Below are 23,050 nucleotides of genomic sequence, written 5' to 3' on the forward strand. Positions count from 1 at the left end.
GCCCGGCGCGCCCTCGGCCGGCGGCCGTCCGGGCCCCGGGCGACCCGCGGCAGCGGCCGGGACCGGCTGCGGGCGGCGCTGCGCAGGCTGCGCGCCCTGCCGGTGTCGATCAAGGCGAAGCTGGGCACCCTGGTCGTGGTGTCGGTGTTCATCACCACCGGGCTGCTGATGGTGGCCCTGCGCACCGAGACCGAGCTGCGGTTCATCACGGTCTTCTCGGTGATCGCCACGCTGCTGATCACCCAGTTCGTGGCGCACGGGCTGACCGCGCCGCTGGACGAGATGAACACGGTGGCCAAGGCCATCTCGCACGGCGACTACACCTGCCGGGTGCGGGGCGCGGACCGCCGGGACGAGCTGGGCGACCTGGCGTCCACCATCAACCTGATGGCGGACGACCTGGAGGCGGTGGACCGGCACCGCAAGGAGCTGGTGGCGAACGTCTCGCACGAGCTGCGCACGCCGATCGCGGCGCTGCGCGCGGTGCTGGAGAACGTCGTGGACGGCGTCTCGGAGGCCGATCCGGAGACCATGCGCACCGCGCTGAAGCAGACCGAGCGGCTGGGCCGGCTGGTGGAGACGCTGCTGGACCTGTCCCGGCTGGACCAGGGCGTGGTGCCGCTGCGGGCCAACCGCTTCGAGGTGTGGCCCTACCTCTCCGGGGTGCTCAAGGAGGCGAACCTCGCGGCCGCGCTGCGCCGGCTCAGCTCCGGTTCGGGCAACCACTCCCGTACCGACGTGCACCTGCACCTGGACGTGTCGCCGCCGGAGCTGACCGCGCACGCGGACGCGGAGCGGCTGCACCAGGTGGTGGCCAACCTGATCGACAACGCGGTCAAGCACTCCCCGCCGCACGGCCGGGTGACGGTGCGGGCGCGGCGCGGGCCGCTGCCGGAGTCGCTGGCGCTGGAGGTGCAGGACGAGGGTCCGGGCATTCCGGAGTCGGAGTGGCACCGGGTCTTCGAGCGGTTCAACCGGGGCAGTGTGTCCTCCCCGCACGGCCCGGGCAGCGACGGCGGCACGGGGCTGGGGCTGGCGATCGCGCGCTGGGCGGTGGAGCTGCACGGCGGCCGGATCGGGGTGGCCGAATCGACCCGCGGCTGCCGTATCCGCGTCACCCTCCCGGGTATTCCGCAGCAGCGCGGTTGACGATCCGGTTGACGTTTCGGGCCGCCTCGCCGTTGGCGTAGGGTCGGACGCGGAAGCTCCGGTTTCGCCTACCGCGTCCGTCCGGAGCCGTCGCGGCCCGCCAGGGCCGCGACCAGCGGATGTGTGCCGCCCGGCGGCGGCCGCAGCCGGGCCCTCGGTTACCCGTTCGCAAGCGAACCACGCTTGTTTCCCGCCATTTATCGCCGTGAAACGCGTCTCACGATGTGATCTACGCGACGATGGCGATGCCCGGCCTGCACGTCCGGGCCGGGGAGGCGTAGCCTTTATTTCCGCTGTCCATCACCTTGTGAAGCGGAAGAGGGCGGTTACCGCCGTGTCGTCTCAGTCCCCCAGTAATGCGAGCACATCGACCGACCCGGACGGACAGGGACGGAACCCTGCCGCCGCGTTCGGCGCCAACGAGTGGCTCGTCGACGAGATCTACCAGCAGTACCTCCAGGACCCGAATTCGGTCGATCGCGCCTGGTGGGACTTCTTCGCCGACTACAAGCCGGGCGCCGCCGGCTCGGCGGACAAGCCCGCGGCCGAGACCGCGCAGACCTCGACGCAGGCCGCCGCCCCGGCGCAGCAGCCGCAGGCCGCCCCCTCCGCTCAGGGACAGGTTCCCGCTCCGGCCGCCGCACAGCCGGCCGGCGCGCAGCCCGCCCCCGCGGCGAAGGCCCCCGCCGAGCAGGCCGAGCAGCCCAAGGCCGCCCCCGCGCAGCCGAAGAGCGAGCAGCCGAAGGCCGAGGCCCAGCCGAAGGCAGAGCCCAAGCCGCAGCCCAAGGCCGCCGAGCCCGCGCCGCAGACGCAGGCCAAGCCCGCCGCCAAGGCCCAGCCGAAGGCTTCCGCGGACGACGCCGAGGCCCCGGCCGGTCCCGAGTTCGTGACGCTGCGCGGCCCCTCCGCCGCGGTCGCCAAGAACATGAGCGCCTCGCTGGAGCTGCCGACCGCCACCTCGGTGCGCGCCGTCCCGGTGAAGCTGCTGTTCGACAACCGCATCGTCATCAACAACCACCTCAAGCGCGCCCGCGGCGGGAAGATCTCCTTCACCCACCTCATCGGGTACGCGATGGTGCAGGCCATCAAGGCCATGCCGTCGATGAACCACTCCTTCGCGGTGAAGGACGGCAAGCCCACCCTGGTCAAGCCGGAGCACATCAACTTCGGCCTCGCCATCGACCTGGTGAAGCCCAACGGCGAGCGCCAGCTCGTGGTGGCCGGCATCAAGAAGGCCGAGACCCTCGGCTTCTTCGAGTTCTGGCAGGCGTACGAGGACATCGTCCGCCGCGCCCGGAGCAACAAGCTGACCATGGAGGACTTCACCGGCGTCACGGTCTCCCTGACCAACCCCGGCGGCCTGGGCACCGTCCACTCGGTGCCGCGCCTGATGCCCGGTCAGTCCGTCATCATGGGCGTCGGCTCCATGGACTACCCGGCCGAGTTCCAGGGCACCTCCCAGGACACCCTGAACAAGCTGGGCATCTCCAAGGTGATGACCCTCACCTCGACCTACGACCACCGGGTCATCCAGGGTGCCGCCTCCGGCGAGTTCCTGCGGATCGTCGCGGGCCTCCTCCTCGGCGAGGAGGGCTTCTACGACGACATCTTCAAGTCGCTGCGCATCCCCTACGAGCCGGTGCGCTGGCTCAAGGACATCGACGCCTCGCACGACGACGACGTCACCAAGGCCGCCCGCGTCTTCGAGCTGATCCACTCCTACCGGGTCCGCGGCCACGTCATGGCCGACACCGACCCGCTGGAGTACCGCCAGCGCAAGCACCCCGACCTGGACATCACCGAGCACGGCCTCACCCTGTGGGACCTGGAGCGGGAGTTCGCGGTCGGCGGCTTCGGCGGCAAGTCCATGATGAAGCTGCGCGACATCCTCGGCGTGCTGCGCGACTCCTACTGCCGCACCACCGGCATCGAGTTCATGCACATCCAGGACCCGCGCCAGCGCAAGTGGATCCAGGACCGCGTGGAGCGTCCGCACTCCAAGCCCGAGCGCGAGGAGCAGCTGCGCATCCTGCGCCGGCTCAACGCCGCCGAGGCGTTCGAGACGTTCCTCCAGACCAAGTACGTCGGCCAGAAGCGCTTCTCGCTCGAAGGCGGCGAGTCCGTCATCCCGCTGCTGGACGCGGTGATCGACTCGGCCGCCGAGTCGCGGCTGGACGAGGTCGTCATCGGCATGGCCCACCGCGGCCGGCTGAACGTCCTGGCGAACATCGTCGGCAAGTCGTACGCGCAGATCTTCCGCGAGTTCGAGGGCAACCTCGACCCGAAGTCGATGCACGGCTCCGGCGACGTGAAGTACCACCTGGGCGCCGAGGGCACCTTCACCGGCCTGGACGGCGAGCAGATCAAGGTGTCGCTGGTCGCCAACCCCTCCCACCTGGAGGCCGTCGACCCGGTCCTGGAGGGCGTCGTCCGCGCCAAGCAGGACGTCATCAACAAGGGCGGCACCGACTTCACCGTCCTGCCGGTCGCCCTGCACGGCGACGCGGCCTTCGCGGGCCAGGGCGTGGTGGCCGAGACGCTCAACATGTCCCAGCTCCGCGGCTACCGCACCGGCGGCACCGTGCACATCGTGATCAACAACCAGGTCGGCTTCACCGCCGCCCCGGAGTCCTCGCGCTCCTCGATGTACGCCACCGACGTGGCCCGCATGATCGAGGCGCCGATCTTCCACGTGAACGGCGACGACCCCGAGGCCGTCGTGCGCGTCGCACGGCTGGCCTTCGAGTTCCGCCAGACGTTCAACAAGGACGTCGTCATCGACCTCATCTGCTACCGCCGCCGCGGTCACAACGAGGGCGACAACCCGCAGTTCACCAACCCGCAGATGTACAGCCTGATCGACAAGAAGCGCTCGGTGCGCAAGCTCTACACCGAGTCGCTGATCGGCCGCGGCGACATCACCCTCGAAGAGGCCGAGCAGGCGCTCCAGGACTTCCAGGGCCAGCTGGAGAAGGTCTTCGCGGAGGTCCGCGAGGCCACCTCGCAGCCCGGCACCGCCCAGGTCCCCGACGCCCAGGCCGAGTTCCCGGTCGCCGTGAACACCGGCGTCTCCGCCGAGGTCGTCAAGCAGATCGCCCAGTCCCAGGTGAACGTCCCGGACCGGGTCAAGGTCCACCCGCGGCTGATGCCGCAGCTCCAGCGCCGCGCCGCCTCCGTGGACGACGGCACCATCGACTGGGGCATGGGCGAGACCCTCGCCATCGGCGCGCTGCTGATGGAGGGCGTCCCGGTGCGCCTCTCCGGCCAGGACACCCGCCGCGGCACCTTCGGCCAGCGCCACGCGGTCCTGGTCGACCAGGAGACCGGCGAGGACTACACCCCGCTCCAGTACCTCTCCGAGGACCAGGCCCGCTACAACGTCTACGACTCGCTGCTCAGCGAGTACGCGGCGATGGGCTTCGAGTACGGCTACTCGCTGGCCCGCCCGGACGCGCTGGTCATGTGGGAGGCGCAGTTCGGCGACTTCGTCAACGGCGCGCAGACGGTCGTGGACGAGTTCATCTCCTCCGCCGAGCAGAAGTGGTCGCAGACCTCCGGCGTCACCCTGCTCCTGCCGCACGGCTACGAGGGCCAAGGCCCGGACCACTCCTCGGCCCGCCCCGAGCGCTTCCTCCAGATGTGCGCGCAGAACAACATGACCGTCGCCATGCCGACGCTCCCGTCCAACTACTTCCACCTCCTGCGGTGGCAGGTGCACAACCCGCACCACAAGCCGCTGGTCGTCTTCACCCCGAAGTCGATGCTGCGCCTGAAGGCGGCGGCCTCGTCGGTGGAGGAGTTCACCACCGGCGGCTTCCGCCCCGTCATCGGCGACGACACCGTCTCGCCCGAGGCGGTCCGCAAGGTCGTCTTCTGCGCCGGCAAGGTCTACTACGACCTGGAGGCCGAGCGCCAGAAGCGCGGCGACACCACCACGGCCATCATCCGGCTGGAGCGCCTCTACCCCCTGCCGGGCGCGGAGCTCCAGGCCGAGATCGCCAAGTACCCGAACGCCGAGAAGTACCTGTGGACGCAGGAGGAGCCCGCCAACCAGGGCGCCTGGCCGTTCATCGCGCTCAACCTGATCGACCACCTGGACCTGGCCGTCGGCGCGGACATCCCGCACGGCGAGCGCCTGCGCCGCATCTCGCGCCCGCACGGCTCGTCCCCGGCGGTCGGCTCCGCCAAGCGCCACCAGGCGGAGCAGGCCCAGCTCGTGGCCGAGGTCTTCGACGCGTGACGCCGTAGGCGACGAACGGGAGCGCCCCCTGCCGGACCCGGTCCGGCAGGGGGCGCTCCGTCGTTCCCGACGGCCTCAGCCCCGGGCGGCGAAGGACACGAAGCTCGCCCAGGACCCGGGCGCGACGGCGAGCTGGGGGCCGCTCTTGTCCTTGGAGTCGCGGACCCGGACGGCGTCCAGGGTGTTGGCCACCTCGACGCAGTTGTCACCCGAACCGCTGCTGTAGCTGCTCTTGACCCAGGCCACCTCGACGCAGTTGTCCCCCGCGCTGCCGCTGTAGCTGCTTTTGAACCAGGCCAGTTCTGTGGTGCTCATCTCGCTCCTCGCATCTGCCGCAACAGGCTCAGGGACTCCTCCAGGGAGAGCGCCTGTGACCGCATCCTGGCATACCGCATCTGGAGCGTGCTGACCACTTTGGGATCGGTGATGAGATGGCCGCTCTCCTGCCCCTCGGAGTACGCGAACCACTGGTTGTCCGGCGTTTCCAGGAGGGCGATGGGGCCGTCCATGCCCCCGTGCATCGCCCGCGCGAGCGGCATGACCTGCACCTCGATGTTGCGCTGCTCGGCCAGCGTGAGGATGTGATCGATCTGCCCCGGCGCCACCTGCTCGCCGCGCACCAGCACATGCTCCTCGACGATGAAGCTGAACGCCGTGTTGGGCCGCTCGTAGAGCAGTTGCTGCCGCTCCGCCCGAGCCGTCAGACGTGCCTCGATCTGGTCGTCCCCGAATGGTGGCAAGTGATTGGCGAACAGTCTCCGCGCGTACTCCTCCGTCTGAAGCAGTCCCGGCACCAACCGGCACTCGTACGTGTAGAGGCTGATCGCCGTCTTCTCCAGCTCGGCCCACTGGCGGAACCAGCTCGCCAGCCCCTTTCGCCGCGAGAGGTACTTCGCCGCGCCCCGGATCGCGTCGAACGCGTCCAGGACCTCCTCCGCCCTCTCCACGAAGCCCGCCGACGGGAGGCGGCGGCCCTGCTCCACGGAGGCGATCGTCGGCACCGAGTACCCGACCAGCGGGGCGAACTGCTCCTGGGTCAGCCGGGCGCGTCGCCGGAACGCCTTGACCACCTCCCCGAACGCCTTCAGGCTGTCGGAGGTCTCCGGCTCCGAAGTCCCGTCGTCCAGCGCCATGTCCGGTCACCTCCGCGTCGGTGTCGCTCGCAACCGCAACATCGTGACGCCCTGTCACCGGTACCGTCCACACTTCGTACCCGTACGCTGACTGAGCGTACGAGTGGCTGATCTGGAGTACCGGCCTCCCACCGGGCCAAAGTCACTGCCATGAGCAACCCGGCGTCGCCCCCACGGGGACCACTCGCACAACTGTCCGTGACCGCACCGGCGTTCGTCCAGCGGTTCAGCTCCACCCCGCGCGGGGCCAGGCTCGCCCGCCGGCTCGCGGCGCACCAGCTCGACCGCTGGGGCTTCCCGCACGGCGGCGCGCTCTCGGACGCGGCCGTGCTCATCGTGGCCGAGCTGGCCGCCAACGCGGTCACCCACGGGCGGGTGACGGGGCGGGACTTCGAGCTGCGGCTGGAGCGGGCCGCCGGCGCGGTGCTGCGGATCGAGGTGACCGACACCCGGGGCGAGCAGCGGCCGCCCGGTCCCGGCGAGCTGCCGAGGGCCGACCCGGAGCAGGTCGGCGGGCGGGGGCTGCTGCTGGTGGAGGCGCTGGCCGACCGGTGGTGCGTGCTGGACCGCGTACCGCCGGGCAAGACCGTACGCGCGGAGCTGGACGTGCCCGCGCGGCTCACGCGGGACCGCTGATCACGGTCCCTTCGGGCAGCTTGCGCACCTGGCGGGCGATGGCGACGCAGTCGTCGAAGTAGGCCCGGCGGTCGGTGCGTTCGCGGTTGGCCAGGTCGTCCTCGCCGCCCAGGAGCAGCGGTGTCCGGTAGCCCACCGCCTCGTCGAAGCCCAGGGGGTCCGGGTCGCCGGGGTAGGTCTCCCGCCACGCGCGGAAGTCGGCGGCCCCGAACGGGTCGCCGTCCTCCTCGGCGGCCGCCGCGCACCAGGCGTCCAGGTCGAGCCCGGTCGCCGTGGCCAGGCCCCTGGCGGGGTCGACCACGACGACGCCGTCCGCCCCGGCCAGCAGCTCGCGCCCGGCCCAGTCGAAGGCGAACGGGAAGTACCGCCCGTCGATCCCCTTGGCCAGCCGCACGCAGGCCGCGTACGACTCCTGCGCGGAGGCGGGCGTGTGGAACCGCAGCAGTCCGTGCGCCAGGGTCCGCCCCGACGGCGAGGCCTTGGGTTCTTCGACCGTGCCTGTCACCGAGTAGCGCCGCAGCAGTGCGTCAACACTCATTCTGCCTCCACCTCCGACGAATTGGGCCACGAGGTTCGCCTCCGACTCGTGCTCGGTGTGCCCATCCAGGTCAAGACCCTCTGCGCCACCACACGACGGAACCCGGTCACCGTGAGACGCATGTCCACGATGACCGGGCTCCTCTGATCCGTGTCAGCTCGCGATCACGATTCTACGAGTCGGTCCCCGGGTCAGCGAGAGCCGATCCACCGAGATGCGGACGCTTTTCGGACGCGCCCCAGTCCAGGATCTCTCGAAGCCTGGCAGCCAGAACGGCGCGATCGACGTCTACTCCCTCCAGATGCACTGCGACCCCGGAGGGGACTTCGAGGGCTCCCGCGCCCTCCTCGGTGAACTCGAGTGTGAGAAGCGCATCGGTCAACTGCACACTGCGCAGACACCCGTAGGCGGTGAAACCCCGCTCCGTGGAGATGTTGTACGAGTCCAGGCCTGCTTCGATCTCCTGTTCGTCCGGGTCGTACGTGGATCGCTGGATCGACAGCGACATGTCTTCGCCGCTTTCAGTCGCTCCCGCGACAGCTACTTCGAGGGTCTCTTCATCGTCGTAGTCCTCGAAGAAGCCGATTTCCGTCGCTGTCAGCCTCATCGCCGACGCCTCCCTCCGCTGGCCACCCATGTTCCGGCGCCCTTGACACCGTCCCAAACATACGTGACGGAAACGCCCAGCTCTCGAACCATTCGGTTCATGGCTCCTCTGCATCGCGAGCATGGGGGAAGTTGTCCCTGCATCCTCACGACATCGCCACGACTCAGCGGGTACTTACCAAAGAAGGGGTCGTTGGGCAGCGACACCTTCGGCCCCGTGGACGCTCCCGCCATGCGGGAGAAGCGGTGCTCTGTGTGAGTGAACGCCGTGTTGTTCGGGTAACCCAAGGAGTCTTCCTGCGGCGTCATGTCACCGCTCTCCAGCGTGACGTTGACCTTGGACTGACCGTCTGCACCGGTAACCGATATGTCGCACATGTGGCCATTGCCGCCTGTGTTGTGTACCAGGACAGATGTCCGGCCAGCAGCGACGTAGTACGTATGCGCGTCTGTGACGGTCAGGTTGTGGGCCGTGGCTTGAGCGGTCCATCGCTGCACCGCGCGGATCTGCACCAGGGTGCCGCCTGATGTGCGCAGCCACTGACCGACTTCAAGCTGGCCGGCATCCACCCACTTGCCCAGGGCCGGTACCCAGAACGGGTGGCCCTGAGTGGCGGTCACTGTGGACTCCTGGCCCTTCCTCTCTCCGTGTCCAACGGCCATCGTGACCTTGACGAGGTGCTTCCGCCCTTCCCCGATGATGGTGGCAGTCGCCGTCTGGATCGTGGACTTGCCGGTCTTGGGGTCGGTGGCGATGACCTTGTCACCCACCTTGACCTTCTCGATCGGTTTCTTGCTGCCGTCAGCCATCAGCACCTGAGTGCCGGGAACGAAGCTGTTCGGCGTGGGACAGCTACCGTTTCCGCCCGACAGCGATTGGGACACCTGGTCCTGCACCGCCTCGGACGCTTGGTCCTTGGCCTCGGACTTGGCTTCTTCCCGGGCCTTGGACGAACCGCCGCGCTGTGCCGGCTTCCTCGCCTGCGACGGCTTCGGCCGCGGCTTGGGCTGTGCCCTCGGCTTGGGCCTCGGCTTGGGCCGAGCCGCCGCCTTGCGGGCCGCTGCCCTCTTGGCCGCGGCACGACGGGCCGCCGCACGCGCGGCCTTGGCCCGTGCCTGGGCGGCCGCACGCCTCGCCGCGGCGCGCTTGGCCGCCGCACGCTGAGCGGCACGCTTGGCCGCGGCGCGCTTGGCCGCCGCCGCCTTGCGGGCCGCCTCGCGCTTGGCCTTGGCGGCCGCACGCTTGGCCGCCTCGATGGCACGCTTGCGGGCCAGGGCCGCAGCACGACGGGCCGCCGCCTGGGCCGCCTTGCGGGCCGCGATGATCGCCGCCCGGCGGGCCGCCGCACGAATGGCCGCCTGGATCGCGATCCGGGCGGCGATGCCGATCAGGATCGGGAAGAACTCGCCCGACGGGTCCGAGAACGTCGCCGGGGCGTTGTTGCTGTAGGCGTACGGGTTGATCGTCGCCGGGTTGCTGTAGTCGACCATCGGGTCGACCGAGATGAACCGGCCCGTCGCCGGGTCGTAGTCGCGGGCGCCGAGCCTGGTCAGGCCGGTGTCCGCGTCTCTGGTGCCGCCGACGAAGCCGCGGTCGCCCGGCCAGTCCGAGGGTTGGGCGCCTCGCTGCTCCCCGAAGGGCATCATCTTGCGCCGGGTCACGGCCAGGTTGGCGCTGGCCATGTCCACCACGGTGTGTGAGCTGCCGTGGTGATCGGCGAGCATCAGCTCCCGGCCGCCGCCGGTGGACCGCACGGTGGTGGAGCCGTCCGGGTGGGCGTAGAAGCGCTGGGCCTTGACGGAGGTCAGGTCGGCGCTGACGGTCAGCTCCGCCTCTCCCAGATACAGCGTCTTGCTGCCGTCCGCACCGGTGCGGATCAGACGCCCGCCGTCCGACCCATAGAGGTAACTGGTGGACTGGGTGCCGCCGCCCTCGACGGGCCAGGACACCTTGCGCATCTGGCCTTCGACGTCCCACTCCAGGGTCTGGGTGGTGCCGCCGTGCTGACGGGTGGTGGTGTTGCCGGCCTTGTCGTAGGCGAAGGTGTTGAGCCGCTCGCCGGCCGGCCCGGTGGACTTGACCTCGGCGAGGGCGTTGGGGCCGCCGACGCCGGGCTTGCCGTAGGTGTAGGTCCGGGTGACGTTCTTGCTGGTGTCACCGGTGGTGTCGTGCTCGGTGAGCTTGGTGCGGTTGCCCGCGGCGTCGAACTCGAACGACTGCCAGTAGGCGTCAGGACCGCCGACGGTGTCCTTGGAGGGACCGGCGCTGCAGTCCTCGGTCTTCGCAGTCCAGGCCGAGGTCATCTGCCTCAGCTTGTCGTAGACGAAGCACTGGGTGTCGGTCTTGCCCGAGTCTGGAGCGGCCGCGCCGGGAGCGTCGGTGATCTTGGTGACGTTGCCGGCGTCGTCGTACCCGTAGCGGGTCTCGCTGATCCGGCCCGGGGTGATCGAGCGGTCGAAGGTCGCGTTGGTCAGCCGACGGGTGAACTCGTCGTAGATGTAGCTGCCGTAGACCTTCTTGTTGAGCGTGCCCGCGTCAGTGCGCAGGATCTCGCCGAACGCCGAGTACTGCACGTCGTTCAGGTACATGGTGGCGCCGCCGATGGAGATCGGCAGGTCGTCGGAGTTGTACCGGAAGATGACCGGCTCGGTGGTCAGGCCGCCCAGACCCGGCAACTGGGCCACGGCGATGTTGCCGGTCGGGGTGTAGGTGTACGAGTAGGCGTAGGTGCCGGCGAGTCCGGTCTCCTCCGCCGGGATGACGGTCTTCGACTTCTTGACCCGGTAGGCGTTGTCGTACTCGGTGATCTCGTCCCGGTACTCGCGACCGTTGTCGTAGCGGATGGACGCCGTGGGCAGCCCCTTGCCGAGGGTGTCATAGGTCCACTCGAGCCGCTTGGGTCCGGTGGCGCTCCCCTCACGAAGGGACGTGGGGCGGCCGCCGTTGTCATACGTCGTGACCAGCTTGTTGCCGCGCGGGTCGGTGGACGAGATGACGTTGTCCGAGGCGTCGTACTCCATGGTGGTCCGGCCGCCGTCGGGGTCGACGCTCGCGGTCTGGCGGCCGCGTCCGTCGTACTCGAAGGTGGTGACCGCCCCGCCCGGCGCCGTGATCTTCACGACGTTGTCCAGGTGGTCGTACTCGTACTCGGTGTCCCGCCACGTGGTGCGCGCGTCGTTGGTGTACTCGCGCAGACGGGTGGTGCGGCCCTCGGCGTCCTCGAAGGTCGCGGTGACCGTGTCGCCCTTGGGCGGGATGGTGGTGGAGACGTCGCCGTCGATCTCCGTGGTGGTGCGCAGCTTCTCGACGCCGCGGTGGTAGGTCACCTCGGCGATCGGCTCGCCCATGCCGTTGTAGGTGGTGCGGTTCTGCGAGGGGACCTCGTTGTCACCGACCGTCAGCAGTTGGGGCGCGGGCTCCTTGTCGTTGAAGTAGCCGTCGTTGGACTTGGAGGTCCGGCCGGCGGAGTCGTAGAAGGTGTCGTTGACGATCCGCCCGGCGCCGGCGACGGCCTCGTCCTGGGTCTGCCGCTCGCGCAGCAGGCCGTCCATGATCTCGTAGGAGACGGCGTACTCGCCGTTGTCCTTGAGCGTCCTGGTGGTGACGACGGTGGGGCCGTCGCGCCGGATGGCGTAGTCGTACGTGGCGTTCGGCGTCTGCGTCGCCGGGTCGCGGTCGATCTCCCATACCTTCAGCAGCCGGCCCAGGGGGTCGTACTGCATGGTCGCCTTCTTGCCGTTGGCGTCCGTCTCGACCAGCGGCATGCCGCGCACGTCGTCGAAGTCGGTCGTCTCGGTGTGGCCCAGCGGGTCGGTGGTGACCGTCTTGACCGGGCGGGCGATGGTGGCCGGCGTGTTGACGACCGTGGTCTTGCGGTTCTCGGCGTCGTAGGTGGCGGTCTCGCGGCCGTGGATGTCGTACTCGGTCCGGTCGATCGTCGTGTAGCCGGTGCCCTCGGCGTTGCGCTCCTGGACCTCGGTCGGCAGGCCCTTGGTGGGCGCGGCGCCGAAGGCCAGTCCGTCGTAGAGGGTGCGGGTGTCCTCGACGACCTCGCCGCCACTGGTGCCGCAGGCGCCCAGGGTGGTCAGCTCGCGCGACTCCAGCTCCAGGATGTGCGCCCCGGTGTTGCGGGCGTAGCTGGTGGTGGAGCACATCCGCTTGCCGCCGGGCGTGGTCTCGTCCACCTGGGTGGGCAGGCCGTGGGAGTCGTACGTGGTGACCTCCTTGGCGGTGCGCCAGGTGTCGCCCTTGACCCGCTCGCGGGTGGTGACGGTCTCCGGCCGGGTCATCCACGCCTCCAGCGGCGTGGTGCCGGTACGGGCGCGGGACGCGGTCTTCACCGCCCAGGCGGTGGTGAGCACCGAGGAGTCGACGGCGCCGCCGTCGGACTCGTAGGTGATCTGCTCGCGCAACTGGCCCTGGTAGTGGCCGAGGTCGGGGACGGAGCCGCCCTGGGAGTCCTCGACGGCGGCGGTGCGGGTGCCGCTGGGCAGCTTGTCGCCGTGCATGCCGCGGAAGTAGCGGTGCTCGGTGAGCTGCTTGACGTCCGAACCAGTGCCGAGGCGGGTCTTGACCCGCTCGTAGCCGCGGTACTGGGACCAGGTGCGGTGCTTGTTCTCGGTGAACTCGCTCTCGTCGTACGCCCAGGCGGCGCCGCCGACGAACTCGTAGGAGGTGACCTTGGGCGTGCTGCCCGCGACCAGGTCCTCCTCACTGACCTGGGTGACCACGTACTTGTGGAACCAGTCCTGGACCGGCTTCAGCGCGCCCTTGGGAGTCCAGTACTGCGGGTAGCAGCGCATGGAGTTGGACTCGGGCGAGGCCGGCATCCGCCGGGTCGGCAGCAGGGTGCAGTCGCGCGGCGAGTAGGTGATGCCGATCCGGCCGCCGGTCTCGGTGTCGATGGCGTGGATGCGCTGCCGGGAGAACGGGGGCAGGCCCTCGATGCCGTCGACGCGGTTGTCGAGCTGCTGGCCGAGGAAGGAGACCTTCGGCATGTCGGCGGTGCCGCCGGCGCCATGGCCGGTGCGGGTGATGGAGTCCAGCCACAGGGCGGGCGAGGTGCCGTCGCCGGTGGCGGGGAAGTTGTTCTCCAGCGCCCAGGAGTCGACGTTCTTCAGCGCGGAGCCGACGAGGACCTGGGTGCTGATCTTCGTCAGCCGCTTGGTGGACCAGAAGGTCGGACCGTACTTGTCGGTGCACTTCTCGCCCGACAGGCACTGCTGGTCCAGCGGGACGTCCGGCCAGTGCTTGGCGTTGGCCGCGGTCCGCTTGGACTCGGCGCAGTCGAACGAGGTGCCCGGCACGCAGCGTTCGGCGACGGTGAACGAGACGCGTCCGGCGGGCAGGCCGGTGAACAGGGCACTCGCGCGCTGGCCGTAGTCGATGCGGGCCAGGTCGGCGGAGCGGGTGTACGCGATCTGCTGGTCGGCCTTCATGTTCTGGCCGTAGTAGTTGGTGTGCTTGTTCCACCACAGCGTCATCGCGTCGCCCAGCGGGTCCACGACGTAGTCCAGGTTCCAGCGGTAGGCCTGGGCGCAGTCGGAGTCCATGAACGCGGTGGCGTGGCAGGGCTCACCGGGGTGGTTGCCGAACACCGGGACGGTGAGGGCGGAGTTGGTCACCTGGGTGGTGGCGCCCGGCAGCTTGTTGAGGCCGAAGTGGTACTTCACGCCGTCGGTGCCGGTGATGACCCAGTACTCGCCGTCCTTGGCGCCGTTGGCGGCGCCGGTCTTGCGCTCGACGCGGGTGCCGTCGTCGTCGGCGGGGCGCCAGGTGTTGCCGGTCTCGTCGGCGTCGTCGCGGACCAGTTCGCTGGTGTTGCCGCCGAGCGACATCACGACCTGGTCGGAGCCCCAGCACAGGTCGCCGTTGTCGGCGGTGTTGTTGGGCGCCTTGCCGTCGACCTTGCCCTTGTCGTCGGAGCAGGAGCGGTACTTGCGCTCGATGAAGCCCGGCTCGTAGTCCCAGCCCTCGGCGATCCAGGAGGACTGGCCGTTGGTGGAGGCGGTGCGGCCGTCCACGGCCTGCGAGGAGTACGAGAGCTCGATCTCGGGCTGCGGGCCGCCGGGGACCTCGGGCGACTCGACCGGGTAGGTCCAGGAGAACCCGCCGGAGGAGGAGCCGGCCATCCAGGAGCCGGACGGGGAGAGCGAGGTGGCGCCGTGGTTGCCGCCGGGGCCGGCGGAGTCCGCGGTCGCGGCCAGCACCATCGCGCCGCCGGAGGCGGCACGGGCCGCCTTGCCGGGAGCGGTGGTGGCCTTGCCGGTCAGGTCGACGGTGGCGTGCACCGTACCGGCCTCGGCGTCGTTGCCGCCGGTCAGCTCGGTGCGGGTGCGGCACTGGGCCTTGTCCGGGGTGGTCAGCGCACAGGCGGGAAGCTGGACCAGGCGGAGCCGCGAGCCCCAGTCGCCGCCGTAGCTGTCCTTGAACGCGGAGTAGTCCAGAGCGAGTTCGACCCGGCCGGTGGCGGCGGCGGAGGTCGCGGTCTTCGCCGGGGCGGCGGTGAACAGCACGCCTTCGACGCCGGCCTTGCGGGCGGCCGCGGTGTCCTTGAACTCGACGCGGGCGGCCGAGCCCTTGGCGGCCGGGGCCGTGTGCGCCCCCGCGGCGGCACGGGCGCCGGACTTCGCGGAGGTCTGGGCGGCCGGGGCCGGACGCAGGGTCACCGGGGCCTTGGCCAGTCCGGCGCCCTCGGTGGCGGCGCCCAGCGACGGCTGGGCGGCGAGGCCCTTGCGCGCGGCCGGGGCGCCGGCGCCGGCGACCTGGACGGTGAAGCCTCCGGTGGGCCGCTTGTCGGCGGCCGGTGACCAGGGCTTGGCCGCGTCGTTGCGGGCAGCGGCCCGCTTGGTGGTGTGGTTGCGGCCGTCGACCGACCGTTCCCGCTCGATATCGCTCAGTCTGGTGCGGAGTCCGGCGGCGGCCGCCGGATCGTCCGGCACGAAGCCTATGAGTAGCGCCATGAAGACGACCATTGACACCGATCTGTGCCAATGGCCCAAATAGCGCAACTGGCTAGCCAGTTGCTGCACAGGTCCCTCCCCTGATCTTTGCAGCGTGCATGAAACGTGATGACATTAGTCGGCTCGGGGAGGGTCAGCAAGCAAAGTTTGCGGCCCTAAACAACCCGTCAAGCGGTCAGGAACAGGCAAACATCGCGCAAAAGTGACCATGTACTGTTCCGCCGAGCCCGTGCCACCTCCGTGGCGGCTCACCAGCACTCACAGAGGATTTGGGGGACTTTCAGCTATGTCAGCCCGTACACGAGGGCGAAGAGCGAGACTCACCGCGTGCGGTGTGGTCGCCGCCGTCCTGGTCGGCGGCGTCCTGGGGACGGCGCCGCTCGCCATGGCCGCCCCGGTGACCACGGACCAGTCGGCCGCCGATGCCCCAGTCGAGCCGAAGGCCGCGCCCGGCTCGGAGGTCAGCGCCCTGGAGCAGGCGGCCGAGACCGGGGAGCCGGTCGAGGTTGCCGAGGCCCGCAGCGAGACCAGCGAGACCTACGCCCTGCCCAACGGCAACCTGCGCACCACCCAGCACAGCATGCCCTTCCGGGTGAAGCGCGAGGGCGTCTGGACGCCCGTCGACACCGACCTGGCCGCGGTGAACGGCCGGATCGCCCCCAAGGCGGCCGCCGGTGACGTGACCTTCTCCGCCGGTGGCACCACGCCGCTGGTGACGCTCACCGACCAGGGCCGCACCCTGTCGCTGAGCTGGCCGAAGCCGCTGCCGCAGCCGGTGCTCGCCGGCGCCACCGCGACCTACCGCGAGGTGCTGCCGGGCGTCGACCTGGCGGTCGCCGCCGGTGTGGACGGCTTCAGCCAGGCCCTCATCGTCAAGACCCCCGAGGCCGCCGCCAACCCGGAGCTGGCGACCGTCGACTTCGGGCTGAAGACCGACGGACTCACCGTCACCGAAGATCCGGCGACCGGTTCCCTGCGCGCCCTCAACCCGGTCGGCCAGAGCGTGTTCGCCACCTCCACCGCCCGGATGTGGGACTCCTCCGGCCAGGAGCCCGCGCCTACCGTCCAGACGGGCAGGGCGGCCGCCAAGCCGCAGGCCCGTACCGCGAAGTCCGCGTCTCCGGTCGCCGCCTCCACCGCGACCTCCTCGGACCTCGCCCCGGGCGCCAACAGCGCGACCGTGGACGTCACCGTCTCGCCCGGCAAGCTCAGCCTCAAGCCCGACCAGGAGCTGCTGACGGCCCCCGACACCACGTACCCGGTCTACATCGACCCGCGGATGACCGGCGCCCGCCAGGCGTGGACCATCGCCTACAAGCCGCACCCCAACGACAGCTACTGGAACGGCACCGGCTGGAGCGGCGGCACCACCGGCGAGGCGCGGGTCGGCTACGAGTCCTCCAGCGGCGGCACCGCCCGCTCCTTCTTCCGCGTCGACTCCAAGTTCCTGGCCGGCGTGAAGGTGGTCGACGCGCAGTTCCAGATCACCGAGACGCACTCGTGGTCCTGCACCGCCAAGCCGGTCGAGCTGTACCTGACCGGCGGCATCAGCTCGGCCACCACCTGGAACAAGCAGCCGAGCTGGTCCACCCGCCAGGACAGCAAGCCCTACGCGCACGGCAACGAGGCGTTCGGCTGCCCCGACAAGGCCGTGGACTTCGAGGCGAATGACGCCGCCAAGAAGGCCGCCGCCGGCAAGTGGAGCACCATCACCTTCGGCCTGCGCGCCCCGCAGAGCGCGGAGGACGGCAAGGACGAGTACAGCTGGAAGAAGTTCAAGCCGGACGCCAAGCTGATCGTCGAGTTCAACCGCGTGGGCAAGGCGCCCTGGGCGCTGGACACCAGCCCCAGCACCAAGACCGCTGCCAACGACTGCGGCAACGGCTCCACCTACGTCACGGTCGGCAACACCGACGTGAGGCTTCAGGCGCAGGTCTGGGACCCCGACGGCGGCAAGGTCAAGGTCCAGTTCCATCTGTGGGCCACCGGCAAGCACGACGTCTCGCCGGGCATCATCCTCGACCAGAAGGTGGAGAGGACCGTCTCGGCGACGGACTCCAAGGGCGTGCTGGCCTGGGTCGACGTCCCCAAGGCGCTCCTGGACAAGCACAAGGGCGTCAGCGGCGGGCAGTTCTCCTGGAAGGCGCAGGTGGAGGACCCCCTCGACGCCAACTTCGCGTCCGACTGGACGCCGACCTCCGGCGCGCCCGGATGCCGCTTCGGCTTCGACCCCTCCGCACCGGCCCACCAGCCGACGGTCGTCTCTAAGAACAACCGGTACCCGGAGAACACCGACGGGGCCCTGGCGCGCACCGACGAGGTCTTCGTGCTCGACTCCGCCGATCCGGACGTCGTCGAGTACAAGTGGGACCTCGACCGGACGCCGCCGAGCAAGTCCGTTCCCGCAGCGGGCAAGGGCGGCCCGGCCGAGATCACGGCGCAGCCGCTGACCCCCGGCCCGCACACGCTGTATGTACAGGCCTTCGACGCCGGCAAGAACGCCAGCCCGGTCCGCGCCTACCGTTTCACCGCCACCAGCACCGGCATCGTCGACAAGCCCGGTGACGTGAACGGCGACGGGCAACCGGATCTGCTCACCGTCGACGGCACGTCGGCGTTGAGGCTGTACAGCGGGACCGGTTCCGGCGCGGTCGCCACGGGCGTGCCTCTCGGCTCGAAGCCGGACTGGAGCGGCGCGCTGCTCACCCACCGCGGGACCATGAACGAGGACCCCTACGAGGACCTGGTCGCCCGCAAGTCCGACGGCAAGTTGTGGCTCTACCCCAACGACGGCCTCGGTGAGTTCACCGACGCCACCAAGCAGGAGATGTACGTCTTTCCTGACAACGAGACCGGGGAGTCGATCGACCCGGCCGCCATCAGGCAGATCGTCTCGGTCGGTGACATCACTGCGGACGTCGAGGAGAACCACCAGTCGGACTTCGTGGCGGTCATCGGCGACCGGCTCTGGTTCCTGCCCGGATTCGCCAACGGCGCCGTCTACTCGGGCTACCCGATCGGCACCTCCGGCTGGACCAACATGCACCTGGCCTCGCCCGGCGACCTGGACGGCGACGGCAACGTCGACCTCATCGCCCGCAACGCCGCCAACGGCGAGGTGTGGGTGTACAAGGGCCGCTCCAACGGCGACGCGGACGGCGACGGCGTCCCGGACGGCGGCACCGACCCGTCCTCGCTGGGCGCCGGGTCGAGCCGGGTCGCCTACGCCACCGGCTGGACCCCGGCGGTCCGCCCGCTGATCACGGCGGGCGGCGACTCGGACGGCGACGGGATCTCCGACATGTGGACGACCACCGCGAACACCTCGGCGGGGCTGGAGTTCCTGCCCGGCCGCCGCACCGGTCTGATCGGCGCGCCGAAGGTCGTCGGCACGGGCGGCTGGCAGCCGTTCAAGGCGATCTCCTGACGCCTCGGCGATGACAGGGGCCCGGCCCCGCGAGCACCTCTCGCGGGACCGGGCCCTTCGCGTACGGCCGCCGGGGCCGTGCGGCTACTCCGCCAGCTCGTCGCCCTCCTGCGCCCGGGCCCCCGGGACGCGGATGACGACCACGCCGCTGCCCAGGTCTATCGGACCGCGCCCCGGGTCGGCGTCCCCCACCCCCTCCAGGGTCATCTCCTGGCGGCGCTTCTCCTCTTCGGTGTGCCGCCGCCCGGGGGCGAACAGCTCGTTCAGTGCGCTCCCGAACATGGGATCTCCCTCGGTGGCGGCGGTGGCCGCCTACTCGTCGTCGTCCTCGTCGTCCAGCCGGGCGAGCCAGGTGGCGAGGCGCTCGACCGGGACCTCGAAGTCGGGGTTCAGGTCGACGAAGGTACGGAGCTGCTCGGCGAGCCACTCGAAGGTGACCTCCTCCTCGCCGCGCCGCTTCTCCAGCTCTTCGATGCCGCGGTCCGTGAAGTACATGCGTACAGCCTATCGAGCACGCGGGAAAGCCCTCGGCTCTCTTGACGCACCCGATCCGCGATATATCGTATTCAGCAGAGAACGCGATATGTTGCGTGTCGAGCCGAGGAGGCGCCATGCCGGAGTGGACGGTCAGCGAGCCCGTGCGGCTCAGCTTCGACGATCCCGTCACCGCACTGCGCGTGCGGGTGGTGGACGGCGCCGTGCACGTGGTCGGCGCGGAGGAGGGACCGGCGCGGCTGGAGGTGTCGGCGGTCGGCGGGCCGCCGCTGGAGGTCACCCTGGCGGACGGGGTGCTCACCGTGGCGTACCCGGACCTGCACTGGCAGGGGCTGCTGTCCTGGCTGGGCGGCAAGGAGCCGCGCAGCGCCGTGGTCTCGCTGGTGGTCCCGGCGGGCGCGGACGTCTCGGTCGGGTACGTGGGCGCGGAGGCGGTGGTCTCGGGCGTCCGGGGCCCGGTGACGGTCCGCGGGGTGCAGGGCTCGGCGACGCTGACCGGGGTCTCCGGCGAGGTGCGGGCCGAGACGGTGGCCGGGGACGTGGAGGCGCAGGCGGTCACCGGCGACCTGCGCTTCCGCTCGGTGTCCGGCGGGCTGACGGTGGTCGAGGGCGCCGGTCCCTCCGTGCGGGCGGAGTCGGTCAGCGGGCATGTGGTGCTCGATCTGGACCCGGCGGCCTGGGCCGCCGAGACGCCCGGGGACGTACGGCTGAACACCGTCTCCGGGGAGGTCGCCGTCCGGCTGCCGTCCCCGGCCGACGCGCAGGTCGAGGCGAGCACGGCGGGCGGCAGCGTCGCCAACGCGTTCGAGGACCTGCGGGTGGACGGCCAGTGGGGGATGAAGCGGATCACCGGCCGGCTGGGCGCGGGCCGGGGCGTGCTGAGGGCGACCACGGTGTCCGGCTCGCTCGCGCTGCTGCGCCGCCCGGAGGACCCGGAAACCGCCCCCGACTCCTCCTTCGAAGGGAAGGTGCTCTAGAGATGCCCCCCGTCTTCGCGCACGGCCGGCTGCGGCTGTATCTGCTGAAGCTGCTGGACGAGGCCCCGCGCCACGGATACGAGGTGATCCGGCTCCTGGAGGAGCGCTTCGAGGGGCTGTACGCGCCCTCGGCGGGCACGGTCTACCCGCGCCTGGCCAAGCTGGAGGCCGAGGGGCTGGTCCGGCACACCATCGAGGACGGCGGCCGCAAGGTGTACGCCATCACCGACGCGGGCCGCGCCGAACTGGCCGACCGGGGCGGCGAGCTGGCCGACCTGGAGGTGGAGATCCGGGACTCGGTGGCCGCGCTGGCCGCGGAGATCCGGGAGGACGTGCAGGGCGCGGCCGGTTCGCTGCGCCGCGAGATGCGGGCGGCGGCCGGGGAGAGCCGGCACGACGAGGGCGACCCCTGGACGGCGGCGAAGGAGGAGCTGCGCCGGGCCCGGCAGGAGTGGCGGGAGCAGACCAGGCGGGCCAAGGACGAGTCCAGGCGGGCCCGGGAGGACGCCCGCGACGCCCGCCGGCAGGCCGAGGAGGCCCAGGAGCGGGCGCGCCGGGAGATGCAGCGGATGGCGCAGCAGGTGCAGGACCACCTGTCGGGGCGCGCGGGGCAGTGGCCCGGCGGGGTCCGGGACGGGCTGTCCGACCTGGCCGGCCGCCTCGGCGACCTCCTCGGCGGTACGCCGACGCCGCCCGACCCTCCGCACGCCGGGCCCGGCCCGGATCCGGCCCCGGACTGGGGCCGGGTGGATCCGGCCGAGGACCCGGCCCGTGCGCTGGAGAAGCTGCTGGACAAGCTGCGCGACGACGTCCGCGACGCCGCCCGCGACCACGGCGTCACCCCCGCCCAGCTGACCGGGGCCCGCGCCGAGTTGGCCGCGGCGGCGGCCCGGATCGACGCGTTGCTGCGGGGGCCGGGGGGCGTCGCCTAGAGGTCGTCGGGCAGGAGCCGGAAGCGCGGGTGGCGGTCGAGCGGGCGCACGGCTCGGAAGTCCCGCACGTCGCGGGTCAGGACGGCGTCGGTGCCGTAGTGGGCGGCCAGGCAGACGTTCACCGCGTCGACCAGATCGAGGTCGAGGTCCCGGTAGCGCGCCCGCACGTCCAAGGCGGCGTCGAGGAGTTCCCCGGTGGTCTCGGCCAGGACAAGCCGCAGGGAACGGGTGCGCTGCGACAGCTTCCGCAGGATGGCGTCGGCCGCGGCGCGCCCCGCCCTGGCGGTGGCGACATGATGGATCTCGGTGAGAGCGAGCGGGCTGGCCACCAGCAGAGCCGCCTGGTCGGCCGCCTTCCGGGCCGGCACGCACGCGGGATCGCGCGAGTTGAAGAGGGCTAGCAGCCCTGAGGTGTCGGCGACGACGATCACCGCGCGTCCGCCTCGGGGCCGCCGTCCTCCACGGCACGGGCGACGATGCGCCTGATGCCGTCGCCGGTGATCGGGTCGCCCAGGTCGAAGACGTCGCCCTCCTCGAGGAAGGGCTCGTCCCAGACGCGGGTGGCCAGGGCATGTCGTGTACCACCCGGGTAGGAGGCCCTCAGGCCACCGCGGCGGTCCAGGTGATCGCGACCCGGGCCCCCGGGGCCGCGGAGATCCGGACCCGGGCCGACGCCCCCGGTGCGACCACCGTCGTCCGGGGCCGGGCGCGGCCCGCCGCCGAGAGCCGCCAGCCGGTGGGGCTCGGCGGGAGGGAGACCACGGTGGCGCCGGCGGTGGCCTCGTAGCGGACGCCGTCCGGACCGGCGGAGACGTGCCGTCCGGCCACCGCCTCCGCGTACGGCGCGGCCGTCCGCTCCTTGTTGGCGCGCCAGCGGCCCTGGGCGTCCAGCGCGCAGTAGCCGCCGCCGTAGCACCAGACATAGCCGGCCCAGCCGGAGCCGTAGCGGTTCAGGGAGGCGAGCGCGTCGCGGTAGAAGCGGCCCATGTTCGGCAAGGAGTTGTTGAGGGGGCCCCACTCCCCGACGACCACCGGGACCCGGTGGCGGCGCGGGTAGACGGTCACGGCGGCCTCGTACGCCTCGATCCAGCCCGCCGCCGGGTCGTAGTCCGCGCCCGCCTCCATCGCGGTGTTGTAGAAGTGCGGGGCGTAGACGACCTTGGCGTCCCCGATCCGGCCGAGGCCGGTGGACACCCCCTCCCCCACGATCGGCGTCGGCTCGACGAACAGCCAGGTGTCCTCGTCCACCGAGCGGATCGCCCGCGCCAGCCGGTTGTACATCGGGGTGAGCTGGTCGCGCTCGATGCGGCGGGCCGCGTCCGGCAGCGGCTCGCCGGGGCGCAGCTCGCCCATCGGCTCGTTGACGAGGTCGTAGCCGAGGACCGCCGGGTGGTCGCCGAACCGGTCGGCCAGCACCCGCCACATGGCCGCCTGGGCGCGGCGCAGGTCGGGGTCCTCGTAGAGGTGGGTGAACGCCCGCTGCACGGCGGGCTCGAAGTACTGGAGAACCAGTCCTCGGGGCGCGGGGTGAAGGGGAGCCCGTCGGTGCGGGTCGCCCAGGCGGGGATGCCCCGGTGGCCGAACGCCGGGCCGAAGACGTCCTGGTGGGCGTCGATCACCACCCGGACGCGGTGGCGGTGCGCCCAGCCGAGGACGCGGTCGATCCTGCGGAGGTACTCCTGGCTGTAGTGGCCTCGGCGGGGCTCCAGGTCGTCCCAGAAGACCAGCAGCCGGGCGAAGTCGAAGCCCCGGGCGCGCAGGTCGCGGAAGTGGCGCTCGGTGACGGCGGCGAGCGCGCTCTCTCCCCGGCCCGCCTTGTCCTCGACGTTCCAGCCGCGCAGGGTGAGCACCCGGCCGTGCTCGTCGGTGAGCGGGGGGATGCCGGCGGACGGCGACGGCGACGGCGACGGTGAGGCCGGGTGCCGGGGCGGGGGCCCGGCACCCAGCCTCACCG

General features: G+C 71.1%; 14 protein-coding genes and 1 pseudogene. 6 read left to right on the plus strand and 9 right to left on the minus strand.

The features are described from left to right. The first annotated feature begins 78 nt into the window (after nucleotides 1-78). Both C6N75_RS05610 and C6N75_RS05615 read left to right on the plus strand, forming a co-directional pair. Nucleotides 79-1,149 carry a HAMP domain-containing sensor histidine kinase gene (locus C6N75_RS05610; protein WP_105867736.1) on the plus strand — a complete coding sequence of 357 codons (1,071 nt, stop codon included), beginning with the start codon at nucleotides 79-81 and terminating at the stop codon, nucleotides 1,147-1,149. A gap of 334 nt (nucleotides 1,150-1,483) precedes the next feature. Then, complete coding sequence (locus tag C6N75_RS05615) at nucleotides 1,484-5,389, plus strand: multifunctional oxoglutarate decarboxylase/oxoglutarate dehydrogenase thiamine pyrophosphate-binding subunit/dihydrolipoyllysine-residue succinyltransferase subunit (RefSeq protein WP_105867723.1); 3,906 nt, start codon at nucleotides 1,484-1,486, stop codon at nucleotides 5,387-5,389. Between the two features lie 75 nt (nucleotides 5,390-5,464). Here the strand turns inward: C6N75_RS05615 and C6N75_RS05620 are convergent, their stop codons facing one another. Beyond that, complete coding sequence (locus C6N75_RS05620) at nucleotides 5,465-5,704, minus strand: DUF397 domain-containing protein (protein WP_105867724.1); 240 nt, start codon at nucleotides 5,702-5,704, stop codon at nucleotides 5,465-5,467. Next, a complete protein-coding gene (locus C6N75_RS05625; protein ID WP_105867725.1) occupies nucleotides 5,701-6,522 on the minus strand; it encodes a helix-turn-helix domain-containing protein in 822 nt (273 codons plus the stop codon). Before C6N75_RS05625 ends, C6N75_RS05620 begins: the two co-directional genes overlap by 4 nt. 150 nt (nucleotides 6,523-6,672) lie before the next feature. Here C6N75_RS05625 and C6N75_RS05630 point away from each other — a divergent pair, with 150 nt between their 5' ends. Next, nucleotides 6,673-7,158, plus strand: coding sequence for an ATP-binding protein (locus tag C6N75_RS05630; RefSeq protein WP_105867726.1), 486 nt, complete (start codon nucleotides 6,673-6,675; stop codon nucleotides 7,156-7,158). On the opposite strand, the gene C6N75_RS05635 is transcribed toward C6N75_RS05630, so the two are convergent. The 3 genes from C6N75_RS05635 to C6N75_RS05645 form a co-directional block, all read right to left on the minus strand. Beyond that, entirely contained in the window at nucleotides 7,142-7,696 is a 555-nt protein-coding gene (locus tag C6N75_RS05635; protein ID WP_105867727.1) for a hypothetical protein, read from the minus strand. The genes C6N75_RS05630 and C6N75_RS05635 overlap by 17 nt on opposite strands. Before the next feature lie 172 nt (nucleotides 7,697-7,868). Next, on the minus strand, nucleotides 7,869-8,303 hold the full coding sequence (locus C6N75_RS05640) for an Imm10 family immunity protein (RefSeq protein WP_105867737.1): 435 nt from the start codon (nucleotides 8,301-8,303) through the stop codon (nucleotides 7,869-7,871). Next, nucleotides 8,300-15,265: a polymorphic toxin-type HINT domain-containing protein gene (locus C6N75_RS05645; RefSeq protein ID WP_258177244.1), complete on the minus strand. Its 6,966-nt coding sequence runs from the start codon at nucleotides 15,263-15,265 to the stop codon at nucleotides 8,300-8,302. The genes C6N75_RS05640 and C6N75_RS05645 overlap by 4 nt, the downstream gene beginning before the upstream one ends. Nucleotides 15,266-15,599: 334 nt before the next feature. On the opposite strand from C6N75_RS05645, the gene C6N75_RS30460 reads away from it, so the two are divergent. Continuing rightward, nucleotides 15,600-18,692 carry an FG-GAP repeat domain-containing protein gene (locus tag C6N75_RS30460; protein WP_258177245.1) on the plus strand — a complete coding sequence of 1,031 codons (3,093 nt, stop codon included), beginning with the start codon at nucleotides 15,600-15,602 and terminating at the stop codon, nucleotides 18,690-18,692. Nucleotides 18,693-18,776: 84 nt separating this feature from the next. On the opposite strand, the gene C6N75_RS05655 is transcribed toward C6N75_RS30460, so the two are convergent. Both C6N75_RS05655 and C6N75_RS05660 read right to left on the minus strand, forming a co-directional pair. Further along, nucleotides 18,777-18,974: a DUF6191 domain-containing protein gene (locus tag C6N75_RS05655; protein ID WP_105867729.1), complete on the minus strand. Its 198-nt coding sequence runs from the start codon at nucleotides 18,972-18,974 to the stop codon at nucleotides 18,777-18,779. Between the two features lie 30 nt (nucleotides 18,975-19,004). Then, the gene (locus tag C6N75_RS05660; RefSeq protein ID WP_019075209.1) at nucleotides 19,005-19,187 is read right to left on the minus strand and encodes a DUF6104 family protein; all 183 of its coding nucleotides are present in this window, start codon (nucleotides 19,185-19,187) and stop codon (nucleotides 19,005-19,007) included. Nucleotides 19,188-19,303: 116 nt separating this feature from the next. On the opposite strand from C6N75_RS05660, the gene C6N75_RS05665 reads away from it, so the two are divergent. Together C6N75_RS05665 and C6N75_RS05670 are read left to right on the plus strand one after the other, a co-directional pair. Continuing rightward, the gene (locus C6N75_RS05665) at nucleotides 19,304-20,164 is read left to right on the plus strand and encodes a DUF4097 family beta strand repeat-containing protein (protein WP_105867730.1); all 861 of its coding nucleotides are present in this window, start codon (nucleotides 19,304-19,306) and stop codon (nucleotides 20,162-20,164) included. Between the two features lie 2 nt (nucleotides 20,165-20,166). Then, nucleotides 20,167-21,096 (plus strand): PadR family transcriptional regulator, encoded by a 930-nt coding sequence (locus tag C6N75_RS05670; RefSeq protein WP_105867731.1) that lies wholly within the window; start codon nucleotides 20,167-20,169, stop codon nucleotides 21,094-21,096. Here the strand turns inward: C6N75_RS05670 and C6N75_RS05675 are convergent. Together C6N75_RS05675 and C6N75_RS05680 are read right to left on the minus strand one after the other, a co-directional pair. Then, on the minus strand, nucleotides 21,093-21,527 hold the full coding sequence (locus tag C6N75_RS05675; protein ID WP_105867732.1) for a PIN domain-containing protein: 435 nt from the start codon (nucleotides 21,525-21,527) through the stop codon (nucleotides 21,093-21,095). The two genes, C6N75_RS05670 and C6N75_RS05675, sit on opposite strands and share 4 nt — an antisense overlap. A gap of 169 nt (nucleotides 21,528-21,696) precedes the next feature. Beyond that, nucleotides 21,697-22,976: pseudogene (locus C6N75_RS05680) on the minus strand (glycoside hydrolase family 5 protein). Nucleotides 22,977-23,050 lie beyond the last annotated feature (74 nt).

This window comes from Streptomyces solincola (assembly GCF_002982015.1).
Classification (GTDB): Bacteria; Actinomycetota; Actinomycetes; order Streptomycetales; family Streptomycetaceae; genus Streptomyces; species Streptomyces solincola.